Origin of the sequence: Pelomonas sp. BJYL3 (assembly GCF_027257975.1) — a bacterium.
Lineage (GTDB): Bacteria > Pseudomonadota > Gammaproteobacteria > Burkholderiales > Burkholderiaceae_C > Roseateles_B > Roseateles_B flavus.
In genome coordinates this window covers 233910-253143 of the sequence record NZ_JANZKX010000003.1, presented here as the reverse complement: position 1 = coordinate 253143, position 19234 = coordinate 233910, and the positions used below count along the sequence as shown (strand labels likewise).

The 19234-nt window shown below is 68.1% G+C and carries 18 protein-coding genes; 10 read left to right on the top strand and 8 right to left on the bottom strand.

What is annotated here, in order from left to right; all coding sequences use genetic code 11:
- From O9Y01_RS10835 to O9Y01_RS10810, 6 genes are read right to left on the bottom strand one after another with little or no spacing between them, the layout of a single operon-like run.
- Positions 1-1293, bottom strand: coding sequence for a hypothetical protein (locus tag O9Y01_RS10835; protein ID WP_269631603.1), 1293 nt, complete (start codon positions 1291-1293; stop codon positions 1-3).
- Positions 1293-2324, bottom strand: a complete 1032-nt coding sequence (locus O9Y01_RS10830; protein ID WP_269631602.1) for a hypothetical protein — start codon at positions 2322-2324, stop codon at positions 1293-1295. The genes O9Y01_RS10835 and O9Y01_RS10830 overlap by 1 nt, the downstream gene beginning before the upstream one ends.
- 3 nt (positions 2325-2327) lie before the next feature.
- Positions 2328-3629 carry a hypothetical protein gene (locus tag O9Y01_RS10825; protein ID WP_269631601.1) on the bottom strand — a complete coding sequence of 434 codons (1302 nt, stop codon included), beginning with the start codon at positions 3627-3629 and terminating at the stop codon, positions 2328-2330.
- Positions 3622-4761, bottom strand: coding sequence for a non-hydrolyzing UDP-N-acetylglucosamine 2-epimerase (gene wecB / locus O9Y01_RS10820; RefSeq protein ID WP_269631600.1), 1140 nt, complete (start codon positions 4759-4761; stop codon positions 3622-3624). Before wecB ends, O9Y01_RS10825 begins: the two co-directional genes overlap by 8 nt.
- Positions 4762-4796: 35 nt before the next feature.
- A complete protein-coding gene (locus O9Y01_RS10815) occupies positions 4797-5972 on the bottom strand; it encodes a Wzz/FepE/Etk N-terminal domain-containing protein (protein WP_269631599.1) in 1176 nt (391 codons plus the stop codon).
- A 27-nt stretch (positions 5973-5999) separates the two neighbouring features.
- A complete protein-coding gene (locus tag O9Y01_RS10810) occupies positions 6000-7889 on the bottom strand; it encodes an SLBB domain-containing protein (protein WP_269631598.1) in 1890 nt (629 codons plus the stop codon).
- Positions 7890-8101: 212 nt separating this feature from the next.
- Here O9Y01_RS10810 and O9Y01_RS10805 point away from each other — a divergent pair, with 212 nt between their 5' ends.
- Positions 8102-9250, top strand: a complete 1149-nt coding sequence (locus tag O9Y01_RS10805; RefSeq protein ID WP_269631597.1) for an MraY family glycosyltransferase — start codon at positions 8102-8104, stop codon at positions 9248-9250.
- Positions 9251-9274: 24 nt separating this feature from the next.
- Complete coding sequence (locus O9Y01_RS10800; RefSeq protein ID WP_269631596.1) at positions 9275-10738, top strand: DEAD/DEAH box helicase; 1464 nt, start codon at positions 9275-9277, stop codon at positions 10736-10738.
- Between the two features lie 61 nt (positions 10739-10799).
- On the opposite strand, the gene O9Y01_RS10795 is transcribed toward O9Y01_RS10800, so the two are convergent.
- Positions 10800-11579: an SAM-dependent methyltransferase gene (locus O9Y01_RS10795; RefSeq protein ID WP_269631595.1), complete on the bottom strand. Its 780-nt coding sequence runs from the start codon at positions 11577-11579 to the stop codon at positions 10800-10802.
- Positions 11576-12199, bottom strand: a complete 624-nt coding sequence (locus O9Y01_RS10790; protein WP_269631594.1) for a Maf family protein — start codon at positions 12197-12199, stop codon at positions 11576-11578. Before O9Y01_RS10790 ends, O9Y01_RS10795 begins: the two co-directional genes overlap by 4 nt.
- Before the next feature lie 60 nt (positions 12200-12259).
- Between O9Y01_RS10790 and O9Y01_RS10785 the strand changes: the two genes are divergently transcribed.
- The 8 genes from O9Y01_RS10785 (at position 12260) to fabF (ending at position 19230) form a co-directional block, all read left to right on the top strand.
- Positions 12260-12820 (top strand): YceD family protein, encoded by a 561-nt coding sequence (locus O9Y01_RS10785; protein ID WP_269631593.1) that lies wholly within the window; start codon positions 12260-12262, stop codon positions 12818-12820.
- 350 nt (positions 12821-13170) lie between these two features.
- The gene (gene rpmF / locus O9Y01_RS10780) at positions 13171-13353 is read left to right on the top strand and encodes a 50S ribosomal protein L32 (RefSeq protein ID WP_183103007.1); all 183 of its coding nucleotides are present in this window, start codon (positions 13171-13173) and stop codon (positions 13351-13353) included.
- Between the two features lie 229 nt (positions 13354-13582).
- Positions 13583-14728 (top strand): phosphate acyltransferase PlsX, encoded by a 1146-nt coding sequence (gene plsX / locus O9Y01_RS10775; RefSeq protein ID WP_269631592.1) that lies wholly within the window; start codon positions 13583-13585, stop codon positions 14726-14728.
- Entirely contained in the window at positions 14725-15726 is a 1002-nt protein-coding gene (locus O9Y01_RS10770) for a beta-ketoacyl-ACP synthase III (protein WP_269631591.1), read from the top strand. The genes plsX and O9Y01_RS10770 overlap by 4 nt, the downstream gene beginning before the upstream one ends.
- A 35-nt stretch (positions 15727-15761) precedes the next feature.
- Positions 15762-16703 (top strand): ACP S-malonyltransferase, encoded by a 942-nt coding sequence (gene fabD / locus O9Y01_RS10765; protein ID WP_269631590.1) that lies wholly within the window; start codon positions 15762-15764, stop codon positions 16701-16703.
- A 29-nt stretch (positions 16704-16732) separates the two neighbouring features.
- Positions 16733-17476 carry a 3-oxoacyl-ACP reductase FabG gene (fabG, locus tag O9Y01_RS10760; protein ID WP_269631589.1) on the top strand — a complete coding sequence of 248 codons (744 nt, stop codon included), beginning with the start codon at positions 16733-16735 and terminating at the stop codon, positions 17474-17476.
- A gap of 191 nt (positions 17477-17667) precedes the next feature.
- Positions 17668-17907 (top strand): acyl carrier protein, encoded by a 240-nt coding sequence (gene acpP, locus O9Y01_RS10755; protein ID WP_183103012.1) that lies wholly within the window; start codon positions 17668-17670, stop codon positions 17905-17907.
- A gap of 78 nt (positions 17908-17985) precedes the next feature.
- The gene (gene fabF / locus O9Y01_RS10750; RefSeq protein ID WP_269631588.1) at positions 17986-19230 is read left to right on the top strand and encodes a beta-ketoacyl-ACP synthase II; all 1245 of its coding nucleotides are present in this window, start codon (positions 17986-17988) and stop codon (positions 19228-19230) included.
- The last annotated feature ends 4 nt before the right edge of the window (positions 19231-19234 follow it).

Here is a 19234-nt window from a genome sequence, read left to right as displayed (position 1 = left end):
TCAGCCGCCGCGCAGGCGGGCCTCGGCGTTGCGCGCATGGCAGGCGATGGGCACCAGGCCCAGCAGCAGTGCCACGGAGAAGGAGCGCACCAGGATGATCTGGTTGATGAGACCTGCCAGGAAGATGATCAGCAGCAGCATGTTGTCCAGCCTGAAGAGATGCACGGGCCATGCACCTCCCTGGACATAGGCCCTGAAGATCTGGGCCATGCGCCACAGCAGCCAGGTGAGCATGGGCAGGCCGAATGCTAACGTCAAGGCGACCCAGAACACATCGTTGATGACGATGGCGGATTCATCGTAGGTGAAGACCAGCGGCACCTCGGGCAGGCTGCGCAGGGCGGCCAGCACCACCTCGAAGTCCCCGCCCATGCCGGTGATCAGCTTGGCCGGCTGGTAGCTGACCATCTCCGGCACGCTCACGAAGAGCAGGCCCAGGCGGCTCAGCATCATGTTGTCGACCTTGGCAACGACGCGGTCGATGAGCTGGTCGCCCATGCTGAATACCGAACCCACGACCAGCACGGCGAGGCCGCCCAGCACGGCGCGCCGGGTCGGCGGCGAGAGGGTGCGCAGGCACAGGTACAAGGCGTACAGGCCGAAGCACACGGTGGCGGCATCGCTGCCGGTGGCGTCGATGAAGAAGCCGAACAGCCCGGTCAGCAGCAGGGACGGCATGCGCACCCGCTGCCAGGCCGGCAGCGTCTGCACGACATAGGTCGCCAGCAGGAAGTAGGACAGGTCGATGGAGTTGGCGAACGTGCCGGAAACGTCACCGTCCTCCAGCGCCCAGACGGCGGAGCTGTTGTCGTTGAGGGCTGCGATGAACTCGGCGCCCGTCACCGGGTCGATGAGCTGGAGGCCGGCGATCAGCATCTGCACCGTCGCCAGCAGTGCGAAGTCCAGGCGCAACGTGGCCAGCAGGTGGGCGGGCTGGGAGCGCCGCTCCACGCGGGTCCACACGAACAGCGCCAGCATCACGAACAGGGGACGCACCAGCACGCCCACATACTTCGCGGCGTCCACCAGAGAGCCGCCATGCAGGGCGGTGATGGTCAGACCATAGGCGGCCAGTGCCAGCAGGGGCTGCAGCGAGCGGCCCAGCACCTGGCGGTCCTGCGCCATTGCCAGCTGGGGCCGCCGGTTCCAGATGTAGGCGCAGCTGACCAGCAGCAGCAGGCTGTCCATCCCGATCAGCAAGCCCGGGATCACGGGCTTGAGGCCCAGCGCCGGATGCATGAAGAGCCCCCAGAGGACGCTCCAGTAGAGATAGACGCGCAGGAAGCCGTACATCAGCGCAGGTCCGCGGCCAGGGCTTCAGCGATGCGCCGTGCATGCACCGCGTCGTTGAAGTCCGCACTGAACACCGTGGCGAAGGCGGCATGCACCTGCGCCGGCGAAGGGGCCGCCCGGGCCATGTCGAGGAGGCTGTCGGCGATCTCGCGGTGCTGCGTGGGTTCGCGGACGATGACCTTGTAGGGCACGAGCTCCAGCAGGCGGCTCAGCGCGGGCGTGGCCTCGGTCAGCACCGGGATCACACCGGCGGCCATGTAGGTGCTGAGCTTGGTGGGCGTGCTGACGCGGTTGATGGCGATGTCCTCGCGCAGGATGAAGCCGTAGCTGAAGCGCTGCAGGGCCGTCACCAGCTCCGCCGGGCTCACGGATTCCACCGTCACCTGCGTGAGGCCCATGGCCTTGCACAGGGCCCGGGCCCGCTCGACCTCGCGGGTGAACAGCGTGAGCGTGGCCTCGGGGCGGGCCTGGCTCAGCAGCTGGAAGGTCGCGAGCACGTCTTCCACGCGCTGCCACTTGTAGAGCGAGCCGGCATAGACCAGGTCCAGCGAGGCATAGCGGCCGGCCGTGCCCACGGGTGCGGGCAGCGGGTCGGCGTTGTAGCAGGGGAAGGACAGGGAGCGGCCCTTGCCGAGCCTGTCATCGCCCAGGAAGTGACGCATCTCCTCTGAGACGAAGAGCTTCAGCCGCGCCTTGCGCAGGACCAGATACTCCAGCGCCGACCAGATGACGTAGCGCCCCCAGCCCCGCCAGCCGCCGTGCAGGAAGCGGCGCTCCACGGCCTCGATGCCCTGGAACCAGTGGATCAGACGGGCCCCAGGATGCTTCCACATCACTCGCGCCGCGGGCATGCAACTGATGCTGACCACGTCGTCAGCCCGGCGCAGCGTGGCATCGGACCAGGTGATGCCCAGGTCCTCGCCGCCGGCCTCGCGCAGCCCGCGTCGAATGACCTCCACGTAGCGGAAGGTGGCATCGTTGATGTCCTCGGGCTTGCAATAGACGCAAAACTTGCGCTTCCGGGCTTCCATGGTTCAGTTCTGCGAGAAGAGAGGGACAACAGCGACGGCGAGCGTCATGACGTAGGCGATCAGCAGGGCCAGACCCACGGCCAGGGCGGTTCCCGGCAGCATCCAGGCCAGCAGCAGGTAGGCGCCCGCCCACAGCACATTGGTCAGCAGGCCGAAGGTCATCTTCTGGTGGCTGACCACGTAGTTGGAGATGGGAATGCCGGCGCAGGCGAAGGCCGATGCGGCGCAGAAGGCGTAGAGCGTCCACAGCTGCTCGGGGGCGCTGAAGAGGTAGGCCTTCTGGATGGGGCCTGAAAAGATCCACACGAGCAGCGGCGCGGCGATCGACAGCCCGAACATCAGCGCCGCCTGGCCGAGGGCGTGCTGGCGGGTCTCCGCCATGCCCTGGTGGCCGTTGTAGGCCCGGATGGTCCTTGGCAGGACGATCTTGTTCAGGACCGTGGGCACGAAGATCACGATGTTGAAGAACTGCATGGCCACGGTCAGCACGGCGATGTCGCTGTACTGCCCGGCCTTGGCCGCGGCGATGGCATTGGCACACCAGTGCGAGCCCGGCACCAGGCTGGCCGAGAGCGTGGCGGGTAGCACGAAGCGCAGGAAGGCCGGCTCGCGAATGCCGGCCCAGCGCGCGCGCAGGCCCAGCGGCGGCGTCCGGCCCATCACGCGGACCATCACCAGCCGCGAGCTCAGCAGCTGCAGCACCGTTCCCAGGGTGAAGCCGGCCAGATAGCCCTGGGGGCCGCCGATCTGCGCGCCGGTGAACTGGCAGAGACAGCTGAGCACGGCCCCGATCAGCGTGGCCACGGACAGCGCCAGCACCTTCTGGTAGCCGATCAGGCAGTTCTTGGCATGGATGTCAGCCGTGATCATGTGCAGGGCCAGGGCTACCAGGGCCCACTCGGTCAGGCCCAGCACCTCGTGCCGGCCCAGGGCCAGCAGCAGGCCGGCGCCGGTGAAGAGGGCGGCGCACAGCTGCCCGGCCAGCGCGGCGGCGCCCAGGGCCCTGCGCGTGGCGACGCCGGTGTCGTCCGTGCTGCCGACGGAGGTGGCGCGCACCACATAGAGCGCCGCGCCGGAGGCCGTGACATTGCCCAGCGCGGTGGCGGCGCTGCTGAGGATGGCGACCCGGCCGAAGGCTTCTGCGCCCAGGCTGCGGACCAGCCAGCCCGTGAGCAGCACGGTGAGCACATTGCCCAGCGTGGAGCTCAGCAGGGTGATGCCGACCTGCAGGAGCTGTCGCCGATCGCGCGCGGGCGGCTGGTCCATGTCATGCGAGCCGGCCAGGGCCTGGCTGGCCTCAGCCATGGCGGGCGAGCCGGGCGACGATGCGATCCGATGCCTGCCCGTCGCCATAGGGGTTGTGCGCGGTGGCCATGGCCGCGTAGGCCTGCGGCGAGTCCAGCAGATCGATCACCGCCTGCTCGATGGACGCGGCGCCCGTACCCACGAGTCGTGCCGTGCCGGCCTCGATGGCCTCGGGGCGTTCGGTGGTGTCGCGCATCACCAGCACCGGCTTGCCGAGCGCTGGGGCCTCTTCCTGGATGCCACCGGAATCCGTCAGCACCAGGTCCGAGCGGTTCAGCAGGTAGACGAAGGGCAGGTAGTCCTGCGGCTCGATCAGATGGACGTTCGTCAGCCCGGCCAGCAGCTCGTAGACGGGGCCCTGCACATTCGGGTTCAGGTGCACGGGGTAGACGATCTGGAGGTCGCTGCGGGCCGCCAGATTTCGCAGGGCGCGGCAGATCCCGATGAAGCCCTCACCGAAGTTCTCGCGGCGGTGCCCGGTGACCAGCACGGTGCGCAGGGCCGGGTCCAGGAAATCGAAGGAGGCCTGGATGCTGTCCGCCAGCCCCGGCGTGACCGAGAGGCGCTGCACGGCCTGCTGAAGCGCATCGATGACAGTGTTGCCGGTCACGTGGACGCGATCCGGGTCCACGCCTTCGCGCAGCAGGTTCTGGCGGGCGGTCTCCGTGGGTGCGAAATGGAGCTGGGCCAGCGCGCCGGTCAGCTTGCGGTTGGCTTCCTCGGGCCAGGGCGAGTAGAGATTGCCCGTGCGCAGGCCGGCCTCGACGTGGGCCACGGGCGTGCGCGTGTAGAAGGCGGCCAGGCTGGCGCTGAAGGTGGTGGTCGTGTCGCCGTGCACCAGGACGTAATCCGGGCGCTCGGCGCTGATGACGGCCTCGCAGGCTTGCAGCGCATCGGCGGTGAGGGTGCTCAGGGTCTGGCCCGGCCGCATCAGGGCCAGGTCATGGTCCGGCGTGATGTCGAAGACGCGCAGGACCTGGTCCAGCATCTGTCGGTGCTGGCCGGTGACGCAGACCTTGACCTCGACCCCCGGTTCCGCGCGGGCTCGCAGGACGACCGGTGCCATCTTGATGGCCTCGGGCCGGGTCCCGAAGATGAACAGAAGCTTGCGCGAAGGATTGCTGGAACTCATGGGGTCTGACAGCCGCACAGTCGGCCGTCACTCTTTCAGCGCTTGAAGGCGAGCTTGAACTGCTGCCACAGAAGGGCCTGCTCGGGGCGCTTCTGCTGCTCCTTCCACCGATGGCGGGCCAGCACGAAGCCGCCAGCAGCGAACAGGCTGATCAGGAACACCAGCGCAGCCGTCATGACACGCTTGGGCTTGGCGCGGCGGTCGGGCGGCGAGGCGGTGTCCACCACCTGGATCAGCGCGCCTTCGCGGGCTTCGTCCAGCTTGGCCAGCTCGAGCTGGCGGGCAAAGGACTCGAACAGCGCTTCCTGGTACTTGTATTCGCGGTACTTGGAGAGGTAGTCGCCGTCGGAGGGCTTGTCCTGGTCGCGCTGGGCCGTCATCTGGTTCAGCTGGGTGGTCAGTGCGTTGACCATGGCCAGGGCACTGCGCACTTCCAGGGCGTTGTCGTTGAGGCTGCTGCGCAAGGTCTGCAGCTTCACCTCTGCGGCGGTCTTCTCGGCGCGCAGCTTGGCATAGGTCTCTGCCGCGGCTTTGGGCTCGGCGTTGATGCTGCCGGCGGTGAAGCCGGCGTCCTGCAGCGCCTTCTGCGCCTTGGTCAGGGCTTCCTGGGTCGCCTTGATCTGGCGTTCGAAGAAGGCGCGGCGCTGCTGGGCCTCGGTGATGGCCAGCTCGCTGGTCAGCTTGCGCAGCTGCACGACATAGGCATTGGCCATGTCGGCCGCGCGACCGGGTTCGCTGTCATCGACGACCACGGAGATCAGGCCGTCCTTCTTGCCCAGGCTGATGCGGACGTTGCTGCCCAGCTCCTGGCGGACCTGCGAGCGCAGCTTGAGGTCGTAAACCTCGCCCAGCTTGAACTGGTCGATGATGCGATCGGCCACGGTGACGCTCTGCAGCAGGGACACATACTGGTCCGCCGGGCTCTTGAGGCCCGCGGCGCCCGCGGCCAGGCCGGCCAGCGAGCCGAGCGAGGCCAGCGCCGAGGAGGCCAGGCCCGACTGCTGCTGCGGCGGCAGGAAGGAGGTGGCGGCCGTATAGGTGGGGCTGACGACGAAGGTGATGCCCAGCGCCAGGCCGCTCGCGGCGAGGGCGCTGAGCAGGATGCTGCGCCAGCGGGAGGCCAGCACCGTGGCGCTGACGAGCATTGACGGTTCGCCGGGAACGTCGTCCGAGTGCACAGCCGGATTGCTGTCGTTGCTGATCGGGGTCACGGGAAATTGCGCTCCAAAGGCTGGCGGTCAGTTCTTGATGGTCTTCAGGGCAGCCGCACCGATGCCGAACTGGTACAGGATCTGCGTCCATTCCTTCGCGACCTGCGTGAAGGTGGTCTTGTCCAGTTCCTCGGGCACGAAGACGGTGTCGCCCGGCTCGGCCGGGGTGCCCTCGAAGCTGCTGCCAGCGGTGAACCAGCCACCGCTGCGCTGACGTGCGCTGATCACGCTGCCGTTGGCGCGCACGACGAAGGCGCTGCTGGTGTCGGCGCCACGAGTCGGGCCACCGGCCAGGCGCAGGAAGTCTGAAATGCCCAGACCGTCCTTGTAGAGGAAGCTGCCGCCGTTGAAGACGCTGCCGAAGACGCCGACGGTGGTCGGGCGCGCCGGGATCAGGATGCGGTCTCCGTTCTCCAGGGCGACCGGGGGCAGTTCGCGCGCGTCCGGCGCCAGCTGCAGCACGATGCGGCCGTTGGGGCGGACCTCGCGCAGGCGGTCGATCAGCTTGGACGAGCCCTGGGCGCGCACCGACTGGGCCGTCGCCTCGTCGGCGGTGAGGGCCTTCTGGGTGGAGGTGACGCGGGTCAGCTCGGTCTCCAGGTCGCGCAGGGCACGGTCATAGTTCTCCTGCTGGGTCTGGCGGACGCTCTCGCGGTTGAACTCCGTGCCGAAGATGTAGGCATTGGGTGCCAGGCCGCCGGCCGCGGCGACGGCATCGGTCAGGCGCGCCGAGGGCGGCAGCACGTACTCGCCGGGGCGGGCCACCTCGCCCTCGATGCGCACGCGCTTGTTCTGGTGCTGCTGGGGCTGGGCCAGCTCGATGGCGTTGTAGGCGCGGACCAGGTCGCCGTCCTGCAGGGGCGTGTTGATCTGGGCGGGCATGGTCAGCTCGAAGACACGGGCAGCGCTGCGGCTTTCCAGCTTCTCGACGCTGAGCCGGCTGCGGTCAGCCACGGCGGAAAAACCGCCTGCGTACTGCAGGAGGTCCTTCAGGGTCTCGCCCTGCTTGAGCTCGAAGATCGCTGGCTTGTTCACGCTGCCGATCAGAGCGACCTGGGTGCCCACGGCGCCGATGTGGATGACATCGCCCGCCTGGAGCTGCTTGTCGCCGGCGCTGTCGCCGCGCAGCAGGAAGCTGTAGAGGTCGAACTGGGCCACGGTGCGGCCGCCGCGCTTCAGCTCGATGTTGCGGAAGCTGCCGGCATCGGACGGGCCGCCCGCCGTCATCAGGGCCTGCGTGACGGTGGCCAGGCTGCTCACCGCGTAGGAGCCCGGGCGCTGCGTGAACCCGGTGACGTAGACGCGGATGCTGCGCAGGCGGCTGAGGCTCGCGTTGATCTTGTAGTTGCGGAAGACCTTGGATGCCTGGCGGTCGATGGTGGCGTTGAGGTCGGCGTAACGCACGCCCGCGACCTGCACGGGGCCCACGCGCGGAATGCTGATGCGGCCGGAGCGGTCGACCTCCAGCGGCAGCTCGGCCTCCACGGCGCCCCAGATCGAGACCGTGAGTTCGTCGCCGACGCTCACCAGGTAGTCACCGGGGATCTGGCTGGGCGTCTCCAGGCTGAGGGACTGGCGGCTGGGCGGGACCATCAGGTCCGCGCCGAAGCGGCGGATCTCCGGCGTGTCGGGGTCGGTGGCGGAGCCGGCGGCCTGCTGCACGAAGCGCTCGAAGTCGCTGCGCGGTGCCAGCTGGTTGCGGCGGCGGATGCGCTCGAGCTCTGACTTGTCGAGGTTGTCGTCCCGGTTGCTGTCCGTCTGGCGGCGGTCCTTGCCGTTGCGGTTGCGCAGCCGCTCGTCCTCCTCGGTACGGTTGGACGTCCGGTTGCTGCTGTTGAGGCGCACCGGGCCGGTGTCGACCGATTCCTTGCTGCTGCTGGTGCTGCTGTATTCTTGGGCCTGGCTCGCCGTTCCCAAGGTGAGCGCTCCGCAGATGGCAAGAAGGCACACGCTGCTGCCGACATGATGGAAGGGCAGACGCCTCAGAGACTTGCGAATGGTCATGGGTGCTCGCAGAACAGACAGGGTCGGCCGGGGCCGGACAGGGGGCAATGCCAAAGCAGCGGCATTCTACTCATGACTCCGGAGGAGCCCGGATGGCCAGGGCTGGGTCGTTACACTAGCGCCCCATGTTTCATGTGCTCCTGCCATTTCTAGCTGCCGCGGTCCTCACGCTGGCGGTCGTCCGTTCTGCGCGGAGCCACGGCCACATCAGTGCCGACCTCGATCTGTCCGGCCCCCAGAAGTTCCATGCTCGCCCGGTGCCGCGCATTGGTGGCGTGGGTATCTACCTGGGCCTGCTGGTTTTTGCGGGCTATGCCTGGTTCTACCAGCGCGAGGAGGTAGCACTGGGCGCCGGCCTGCTGCTGTGCGGGCTGCCGGCCTTCGTGGCCGGCCTGGTGGAAGACCTCACCAAGCGTGTCACGCCCGCCAAGCGCCTGCTGGCCACGGCGGTGTCCGCGGCGGCGGCGGTCTGGTTCCTTGGCAGCGCGCTGGTGCGCACGGACATCCCGGGCATCGACTGGGTGGTCGGGACCTTCGCCGGTGCGCTGGCGGTGACGGTGTTCGTCGTGGCTGGCGTGGCCAATGCCGTCAACATCATCGATGGCTTCAACGGCCTGTCGTCCATGTGCGTGATGCTGATGCTGCTCACCATCGCCTACGTGGCCCATGCCGTGGGCGACACCGTCCTGGTCATGTGGTCGCTGGCCGGCGTGGGCGCGGTGCTCGGCTTCTTCGTGTGGAACTTCCCGGCCGGCCTGATCTTCCTGGGCGACGGCGGGGCTTACTTCATCGGCTTCTACCTGGCCGAGCTGGCCATTCTGCTGATCCACCGCCATCCGCAGATCTCGCCACTCTTTGCCTTGATGGTGTGCATCTACCCGGTGTTCGAGACGGTGTTCTCCATCTACCGGCGCAAGTTCATCCGTTCCGTGCCGCCCGGGCTTCCGGACGGCATCCACCTGCACTCGCTGATCTACCGCCGTGTGATGCGCTGGGCCTCGGGGCAGACGGACGCCCGGCACCTGACGCGCCGCAACTCCATGACGGCCCCCTATTTGTGGTCGCTGTGCACGCTGTCCCTGATCCCGGCGCTGCTGTTCTGGGACTCGACCCGCATGCTGGCGGTCTGTATCGTGCTGTTCGGGTTCAGCTATGTCGGCATCTACTGGCGCATTGTTCGCTTCAGGACGCCGCGCTGGCTCGCGCCACATCGCCGCAGGCGCCTGTCCGGCGTGCGCGGCAGACGCCGTTTGACGGCCAAACCGACAAAATAGGCGCCTTGGCGATAATAGAGGGCTATGACCGACACCACCATGACTGCCGAAGCCGCTCCGGCGCGCTTCGATACGCTGCCCCTGGACGCCAAGCTGCTGCGCGCCGTGGCTGACCAGGGCTACGCGACGATGACGCCCATCCAGGCCAAGGCCATCCCGGTCGTGCTGGCCGGACGCGACGTGATGGGGGCGGCCCAGACCGGCACCGGCAAGACCGCCGCCTTCTCCATCCCGCTGCTGCAGCGCATGCTGCGCCACGAGAACGCCAGCGCCTCGCCGGCCCGGCATCCGGTGCGCGCGCTGTGCCTGGCGCCCACCCGCGAGCTGGCGGACCAGGTGGCCAACAACGTCAAGGCCTATGCCAAGCACAGCCAGCTGCGCGTGGCCTGCGTCTTCGGCGGCATCGACATCAAGCCGCAGATGGAAGAGCTGCGCCGCGGCGTCGAGGTGCTGATCGCCACGCCGGGCCGTCTGCTGGACCACATCGAGGCCAAGACGGCCGTGCTGAACCAGGTCGAGTACGTGGTGCTGGACGAGGCCGACCGCATGCTGGACATCGGCTTCCTGCCCGACCTGCAGCGCATCCTCAGCTACCTGCCCAAGCAGCGCCAGACCCTGCTGTTCTCGGCCACCTTCTCGCCTGAGATCAAGCGCCTGGCCCAGAGCTATCTGCAGAATCCGGAGCTGATCGAGGTGGCGCGTCCCAATGCCACGGCCTCCACGGTGGAGCAGCGCTTCTACAGCGTCGAGGACGACGACAAGCGCCGCACCGTCTGCCAGATCCTGCGCCAGCGCGAGATCAAGCAGGCCATCGTCTTCGTGAACTCCAAGCTGGGCGCCGCGCGCCTGGCCCGCTCCTTCGAGCGCGACGGCCTGCGCACCGCGGCCCTGCACGGCGACAAGTCCCAGGACGAGCGCCTGAAATCCCTGGACGCCTTCAAGCGCGGCGACGTGGACCTGCTGGTGGCCACCGACGTCGCAGCCCGCGGTCTGGACATCGCCGACCTGCCGGCAGTCTTCAACTTCGACGTGCCCTTCAACGCCGAAGACTACGTCCACCGCATCGGCCGCACCGGCCGTGCCGGAGCCTCGGGCATTGCCGTCACGCTGGTGGCCCGCTCGGACGCCCGCCTGGTGGCCGACATCGAGAAGCTCATCAAGCGCAAGCTGGACCTGGAGCCCTTCGAACTCGAGGATGACCGTCCGCGCCGCCCGCGCCGTGACTGGGAAGACCGCCGCGAAGGCGCGCCCTCCGGTGCAACTGCTGCGCCTGCGCCTGCTGCGGCCCCGCGCCCCGCACCCCGCTCGGCGCCGCGTGATGCCTTCTTCGAGAAGCCCTACGAGCCCCAGAGCACCGAGGAGCCGCCCGCCTGGGAGCGTGGCACCGCAGCGGCGCCGGTCAAGGGCCTGAGCAGCTACATCAAGCCCAAGAAGAAGGTGGCGGCCCTGTTCGGCGCCAAGCCGGCGGCCGCGCCCAGCGAGTCCTGAGCAAGACCTGACCCCCGCATCGAAGGCCCGCCGCAGCGGGCCTTTTTCATGCGGCGGCCGCTCAGGCCAGCAGGCCGAAGACGGCGGGCACCTTGTCCGGCAGGGCGGGGCGCTTCTTGCGCCATTGCGCGACCGTGCCGCTGCAGCTGAAGCCCTGGACCAGGGTCAGGCCGCAGCTGAGCGTGAGGCGGGTCTCCGGCCGCAGGCCTGCCAGCAGCGCGTCCAGCAGGGCCTCGTTGCGGTAGGGTGTCTCGATCATCAGCTGAGTCTGCTGGAAGCGCTGCGAGAGCTGCTCCAGCTCCTTCAGCCGCGCCGTGCGGGCCGCGGGCTCGACCGGCAGGTAGCCCACGAAGGCGAAGCTCTGGCCGTTCAGGCCGCTGGCCGCCAGCGCCATCAGCAGGGAGGAGGGGCCGCTCAACGGCAGCACGGGAATGCCCGCCAGGTGGGCCAGCGCCACGAGCCGCGCGCCCGGGTCGGCCACGGCCGGCAGCCCGGCCTCCGAGATCAGCCCGACGTCATGGCCGGCCAGCGCGGGGGCGAGCAGGGCCTGCCAGGCCGCGTCGTCGCCCGTGACGGGCTTGCCGCCCTTGGGGGGGCGGGGCAGCTCCTGGATCTGCAGCTCCTGAAGCGGGCGGCTCAGCGGATGCAGGGCGTCGACCCGTTTGAGGAAGGCCCGCGTGGTCTTGGCGTTCTCGGCGGCCCAGTGCTGCAGGCCTGCGGCGCAGCGCAGGACGTCGTCGGGGATGACCTGGCGCAGGTCCACGGCCTCGCCCTCGATGCCGAAGTCCAGGGTGTTGGGCACGAGGATCAGTCGGCCCTTGCGCGCAGCGGCCGCCGTCATGCGGCCACCAGCGGATTCAGTCCGCCCTCACGCAGCATGCGGGCCACACGGATCAGGGGCAGGCCGATGAGCGCCGTGGGGTCGTCGGAGTCGATGGCGTCCAGCAGGGCGATGCCCAGGCCCTCGGACTTGGCGCTGCCGGCGCAGTCGTACGGCTGCTCGGTGCGGAGGTAGTGCTCGATCTCTGCATCGTCCAGCGCCCGGAAGCGCACCGAGACGGGGGCCAGGTCTTGCGCCTCGAAGCCACGGGCCTGGCAGACCACCGCCACCGCCGTCTGGAAGACCACGGTCCTGCCGCGCATGGCGCGCAGCTGCTCGATGGCCCGTTCGTGCGTGCCGGGCTTGCCGATGGGCTGGCCGTCGAGGTCAGCGACCTGGTCGGAGCCGATCACCAGCGCCTGCGGGAAGCGCGCTGCCACCTCGCGAGCCTTGGCCAGGGCCAGGCGGCGCGCCAGGGTGGCCGGGGCTTCGCCGGGCAGGGGCGTCTCGTCGACGGCGGGCGCGCAGACCGCGAAGGGCAGGTGCAGGCGCTGCAGCAGCTCGCGCCGGTAGCGGGAGGTGGAGCCCAGGATCAAGCGGGCCTCGGCAGGGTCCTGGAGGGGGGGCAGGGTGGAACTCATGCGGCGGATTGTCCCATCGCGGCGGTGCCGCCCACGAGGGGCGCTCGTACACTTGAGCCCATGAAACAGCGTCAATTCGATCCCCTGAAGCTCGACGTCGAGGCCTTTGCCCGCGATGCGGGCGAGCTGCAAGGGGAATGGTCCATGGTCGAGCTCCCGCGCCTGGCGGAGTCGGCCTCCGAGGAATCCCCGGCCGCCAGCTGGCCGCCGCTGCGCTGGTCGGTGAGCGGCGAGCGCCTGAATCCGCGCGCCGCCGAGCCCCAGACCTGGCTGCACCTGGAAGCCGAGGCCACCGTGACCCTGGTCTGCCAGCGCTGCCTGCAGCCTTACGCCCAGCACCTGGCCGTGCAGCGCAGCCTGCGCTTCGTGCGCGATGAAGACATGGCCGCGCAACTCGATGCCGACAGCGACGAGGACGTGCTGGCCATGAGCCGTTCCCTGGACCTGCGCGAGCTGATCGAGGACGAACTGCTGCTGGAGCTGCCCCTGGTGCCCCGCCATGAGGAGTGCCCGGAGCCCCTGGTCCACGCCGACGATGACCTGCCCGAGCCTGCCCAGGACGAGAAGCCCCATCCCTTTGCGGCCCTCGCCGCACTCAAGGGCAAGGGGCGGCCGCAGTAGTGCGGGTGCGGGGCGGGTGGCGGTGTGTCTGCGGCCGTCCTGGCCGCATCCGCCTCCCCTTGCCTTGTTGCGACGTGTTTTGTAGCGGCAGGATTCTCAAGGCCCTCAAGCCATGCTAGAATCGCAGGCTTTCCCCGCTTTGCTCTTCGTGTTTGCCGGCTTTACGGACGCATGGATGGCAAAGGACGGGATGCCGAGGCGTCGGTAGCGGGTACACGCACGAGTCACGCGGTGACGGCTTTTGGGGCATTCATCTTTGAATCTCCGGATGCAGGTCAGCGATTCGTGCTGATGAGTGCCTGGACCCGCCGAGCAAGCCTCAAATCACCGAAGCCCCAGGAGAATTCACCATGGCCGTTCAGCAAAACAAGAAGTCGCCTTCCAAGCGTGGTATGCACCGTTCGCACAATGCCCTGACCAATCCGGGCACTGCCGTCGAGCCGACCACCGGTGAAGTGCATCTGCGTCACCACATCAGCCCCAACGGCTTCTATCGTGGTCGCAAGGTCCTGAAGACCAAGGCAGACGCCTGATTGAACTGCAAGGCACCTGCTGTGGTGCCTCAGTCAATGACAGTCTGTGAAAAGCCCGGCTCGCTGTTCGATGCGTCGCCGGGCTTTTGTGCTTGAGCTCTCGCAATGAGGGGCTCGCTACAGGGTGTGTCCGCTTGCTCCGTCACAGGGGCTCGCGTAAGGTGCGCGGCTTGCGCAAGCAGTGTCGACCGTGCGGTCGGCGATGCGCCCAGTTCCGGTCCGAATCCTGATGTCCTCTCCTGAATCGAATGCGCCCGTGCCCGTGGCCCCCGGCCTGATCCGCCTGGCGGTGGACTGCATGGGCGGGGACCATGGTCCCAGCATCACGCTGCCGGCCTGCCGTGCTTTCCTGGCGGCCCATCCGGAGGCCGGCCTGCTGCTCGTGGGCCAGCCCGAGGCCCTGAAGGAGGCGCGATCCTGGCCGCGCTGCGAGATCGTGCCGGCCAGCGAGGTCGTCACCATGGATGATCCCGTCGAGGTGGCCCTGCGTCGCAAGAAGGACTCCTCCATGCGTGTGGCCATCCAGCAGCTGAAGGCGGCGGAGGGCGAGCAGCCGCGGGCGCAGGCCTGCGTCTCGGCCGGCAATACCGGCGCGCTGATGGCGGTCTCGCGCTACCTGCTCAAGACGCTGGAGGGCATCGACCGTCCGGCCATCGCCAGCGTCATGCCCAACCAGACCGGCGGCTTCACCACCATGCTGGACCTCGGCGCCAATGTGGACTGCACGGCCGAACATCTGCTGCAGTTCGCCGTGATGGGCAGTGCCCTGGTCAGCGCGGTGGAAGGCAAGGCCGAGCCGCGCGTGGGCCTGCTGAACATCGGCGAGGAAATGATCAAGGGCAACGAGACCATCAAGCGCGCCGGCGAGCTGCTGCGCGCCGCCGATGCCGCCGGCCAGATCAATTTCCATGGCAATGTGGAAGGCAACGACATCTTCAAGGCCACCGCGGACGTGGTGGTCTGTGACGGCTTCGTGGGCAATGTGGCCCTCAAGACGGCCGAGGGCCTGGCCTCGATGATCTCCACCTTCATCCGCATCGAGTTCAGCCGCAACCTGCTGACCAAGCTGGTGGCCCTGCTGGCCCTGCCCATCCTGCAGCGTTTCAAGAGCCGGGTGGATCATCGCCGCCTCAATGGCGCGGCCCTGCTGGGGCTCAAGGGGCTGGTCTTCAAGAGCCACGGCTCGGCCGACGCTGTCGCCTTCGAGACAGCGCTGAACAGGGCGTATGATGCCGCCCGCAACCGGCTGCTCGACCGGGTTCACGACCGCATCATCGCCACGCTGCAGGCCATGCCCGCCACCGCGGACGCCAGCCTGCCGGGTGAGTCAGGTGGTGCAGGAGACAAGGCGGCCTCGGCCGCCCATGCTGCATGACTACAAGTTCCTCTCTGACTGCGCCCCGCTATTCCCGCATCCTGGGAACCGGAAGCTATCTCCCCGAACAGCGCCTGACCAACGCCGAACTCGCCGCCCAGCTGGCGCGCGACGGCGTCGAGACCTCCGACGAATGGATCGTCGAGCGCACCGGCATCCGTGCCCGCCACTTCGCGGCGCCCGACCAGACCTCCAGCGACCTGGCCCTGCCGGCCGCCCGTGCGGCCCTGGAAGCGGCCGGCGTGGCCGCCGAGGAGATCGACCTCATCATCGTCGCCACGTCCACGCCGGACATGGTCTTTCCCTCCACCGCCTGCCTGCTGCAGCAGAAGCTGGGCATCGCCGGCTGCGCGGCCTTTGACGTGCAGGCCGTGTGCTCTGGCTTCGTCTACGGCCTGACCGTGGCCGACGCCATGATCAAGAGCGGCGCCGCCAGCAAGGCCCTGGTGATCGGTGCCGAGACCTTCTCGCGCATCCTTGATTTCAAGGACCGCACCACCTGCGTGCTGTTCGGCGACGGCGCCGGCGCCGTGGTGCTGGGCGCCAGCGAGACCCCGGGCATCCTGGCCAGCCAGCTGCATGCCGACGGCCGCCACGTGGACATCCTCTGCACGCCGGGTACGGTGTCCGGCGGCCAGGTGCTGGGCCATCCGCTGCTGAAGATGGACGGCCAGGCCGTGTTCAAGCTGGCCGTGGGCGTGCTGGAGAAGGTGGCGCGTGCCGTGCTCGAGAAGGCCAGCAAGACCGACGCCGACATCGACTGGCTGATTCCCCACCAGGCGAATATCCGCATCATGCAGGGGACTGCCAAGAAACTGAAACTGCCGCTTGAGAAACTGGTGGTGACGGTGGATCAGCATGGCAATACCTCGGCCGCGTCCATTCCGCTGGCCCTGGATGCCGCGGTCCGTTCGGGCCAGATCAAGAAGGGTGAGACCGTCATGCTGGAAGGCGTGGGCGGCGGCTTCACCTGGGGTGCGGTCCTGCTGGACCTCTGATCACCCGTTCCACTGCACAAGAAAGAGACGAGACGATGAGCGCGAGCTTTGCATTTGTGTTTCCCGGCCAGGGTTCGCAGACCGTGGGCATGCTGGACGCCTGGGGTGACCACCCCGAAGTGCTCCGCACCCTGGAGGAGGCCTCCGCCGCCTTGGGCGAGGATGTGGGCGCCCTGATCAAGAACGGTCCCAAGGAACAGCTGGACCTGACCACCAACACCCAGCCCGTGATGCTCACCGCCGGCATCGCCTGCTACCGCGCCTGGTTGGCCGAGACCGGCCTCAAGCCCGCAGTGGTCGCCGGTCACTCCCTGGGCGAGTACACCGCCCTGGTGGCCGCCGAGGCCCTGAGCCTGGCCGAGGCCCTGCCCCTGGTGCGCTTCCGCGCCCAGGCCATGCAGGATGCCGTGCCGGTGGGCGTGGGCGCCATGGCCGCCATCCTGGGCCTGGACGCCGCCGCCGTGCGCGAGGGCTGTGCCGCCGCGGCCCAGGCCGTGGGCGAGGCCGTCGAGGCGGTCAACTTCAACGATCCCAAGCAGACCGTCATTGCCGGCACCAAGGCCGGCGTGGACAAGGCCTGCGAGGTGCTCAAGGCGGCGGGTGCCAAGCGCGCGCTGCCCCTGGCGGTGTCGGCCCCCTTCCACTCCAGTCTGATGAAGCCGGCCGCCGATCGCCTGCGCGAGCGCCTGGCTGGGGTGGACTTCAAGCCGATGGCCATCCCCGTCATCAACAACATCGACGTGGGCATCAGCGCCGATGCTGACGCCCTGCGTGACGCCCTGTACCGTCAGGCCTTCGGCCCGGTGCGCTGGGTGGAGATCGTGCAGGCCATCAAGGCGCGCGGCATCAGCCATGTGATTGAATGCGGTCCGGGCAAGGTGCTGGCCGGCCTGGCCAAGCGCGTCGATGCCGAGATCCAGAGCGCCACCGTGCTCGACCCGGCCAGCCTGGCCGAGGCACGGACCCTGCTGGGTTGAACAGAACAAGACCTGCGAGACACATCACCATGAGCGACACCATCAAGGGCCAGGTGGCCCTGGTCACCGGCGCCAGCCGCGGCATCGGCCGCGCCATCGCCCTGTCCCTGGCCGAGAAGGGCTACACCGTCATCGGCACGGCCACCAGCGAATCCGGCGCCGCCGGCATCAGCGAGGCGCTGGCGCCCCTGGGCGGCCATGGCATCGTCCTGAACGTCAATGACGCCGCCGCCTGCGACGCCGCGGTGGACGACATCGTCAAGACGAAGGGCGGCCTCCATGTGCTGGTCAACAACGCCGGCATCACCCGCGATACCCTCGCCATGCGCATGAAAGACGAGGACTGGGACGCGGTGATGGACACCAACCTCAAGGCCGTGTTCCGCATGAGCCGTGCCGTGATGCGCACCATGATGAAGGCGCGTTTCGGCCGCATCGTCAACATCACTTCGGTGGTGGGGGCTTCGGGCAATCCGGGCCAGGCCAACTATGCTGCCGCCAAGGCTGGTGTGGCCGGCATGACCCGTTCCCTGGCGCGCGAGCTGGGCAGCCGCGGTATCACCGTGAATTGCGTGGCCCCCGGCTTCATCGCCACTGACATGACCGAAGTCCTGCCCGAGGCCCAGAAGGCCGCGTTGCTGGGCCAGATTCCCGCCGGTCGCCTGGGTGAACCCCGGGAGATCGCCCATGCCGTCGCCTTCCTGGCGTCGCCCGAGGCCGCGTACATCACCGGCACCGAGCTTCACGTCAATGGCGGCATGTTCATGAGCTGACGGAGTTAGCTCCCGTTGTATTGACCCTTTTGTGGCTGCAGGCCTTCAGGCCGGCGGCCCACCGGATTCCCCCGGCCGGTGAAGGATCTTCTGAGTGCCCGGACACGCTCGTTCGGGGCCCCGCTAGGGGTGTCACTCTAGAAGCCTTAGAATCCCGGGTTGTTCCTTTGCAAACCCCTCTTGGAGGAGTCATGAGCGATATCGAAGCACGTGTCAAGAAAATCATCGCCGAGCAGCTCGGCGTGCCCGAAGCCGATGTGAGCAACGAGAAGGCCTTCGTCGCCGATCTGGGCGCTGATTCTCTGGACACCGTGGAACTGGTGATGGCACTCGAAGACGAGTTCGGCATCGAGATCCCCGACGAAGAAGCCGAGAAGATCACCACCGTCCAGCTGGCGATCGACTACGCTGTCAAGAACCAGAAGGCCTAAGGGCCACGGGGCCTCGTGCCCTCTGGACCACGGGGCCTTCGTGCCCCGCGGTTTGTCTTCAAAGAATCTGCTGATCGCATGAGCCGTCGTCGCGTTGTCGTCACCGGTCTCGGTCTGATCAGCCCCGTGGGCAACACGGTGGCTGCAGGCTGGGCCAACATCCTGGCTGGTCAATCCGGCATTGATCGCATCACCCGTTTCGATGCCAGCAACTTCGCCTGCCAGTTCGCAGGGGAGGTCAAGGGTTTCGAGGTTGGCGACTACATGTCGACCAAGGAAGCGCGGACGATGGACCGCTTCATCCACTTCGGCCTGGCTGCGTCCATCCAGGCGGTGCAGGATGCCGGTCTCCCGACCAACGATCAGCTGACTGAAGAGCAGGCCGAGCGTATCGGCGTGCTCGTGGGCTCGGGCATCGGCGGTCTGCCGATGATCGAGGAAACCCACGCCGAGCTGACGGCGCGCGGACCGCGCCGCATCTCTCCCTTCTTCGTGCCCGCCTCGATCATCAACATGATCTCGGGCCACGTCTCCATCAAGTACGGTTTCCAGGGTCCGAACCTGGGGATCGTGACCGCCTGCACCACCGGCCTGCACAGCATCGGCGAGGCCGGCCGCCTGATCGAGTACGGCGACGCCGACGTCATGATCGCCGGCGGTGCCGAGTCCACCGTCTCGCCCCTGGGTGTGGGTGGCTTTGCTGCCGCCCGTGCGCTGTCCACCCGCAACGACGACCCCAAGACCGCGTCCCGCCCCTGGGACAAGGACCGCGACGGCTTCGTGCTGGGCGAGGGCGCCGGTGTGCTGGTGCTGGAAGAGTACGAGCACGCCAAGAAGCGCGGCGCCAAGATCTATTGCGAGCTGGCCGGCTTCGGCATGGGCGCCGACGCCTATCACATGACCGCGCCCAATGTGGACGGCCCCAAGCGCTCCATGCGCGCGGCCCTGCGCAATGCCGGCATCAACCCGGACCAGGTCCAGTACATGAACGCGCACGGCACTTCCACGCCGCTGGGCGACGTCAACGAGACCAATGCCACCAAGCTGGCCTTCGGCGATCACGCCAAGCAGCTGGTCATTTCCTCGACCAAGTCCATGACCGGCCACCTGTTGGGCGGCGCGGGCGGCATCGAGTCGGTGTTCACCGTGCTGGCGGTCCACAACCAGGTCGCGCCCCCGACCATCAACATCTTCAACCAGGACCCCGAGTGCGACCTGGACTACTGCGCCAATGTGGCGCGTGAGATGAAGATCGAATACGCCGCCAAGAACAACTTCGGCTTCGGCGGCACCAATGGCACGCTGATCTTCAAGCGAGCCTGAGCCT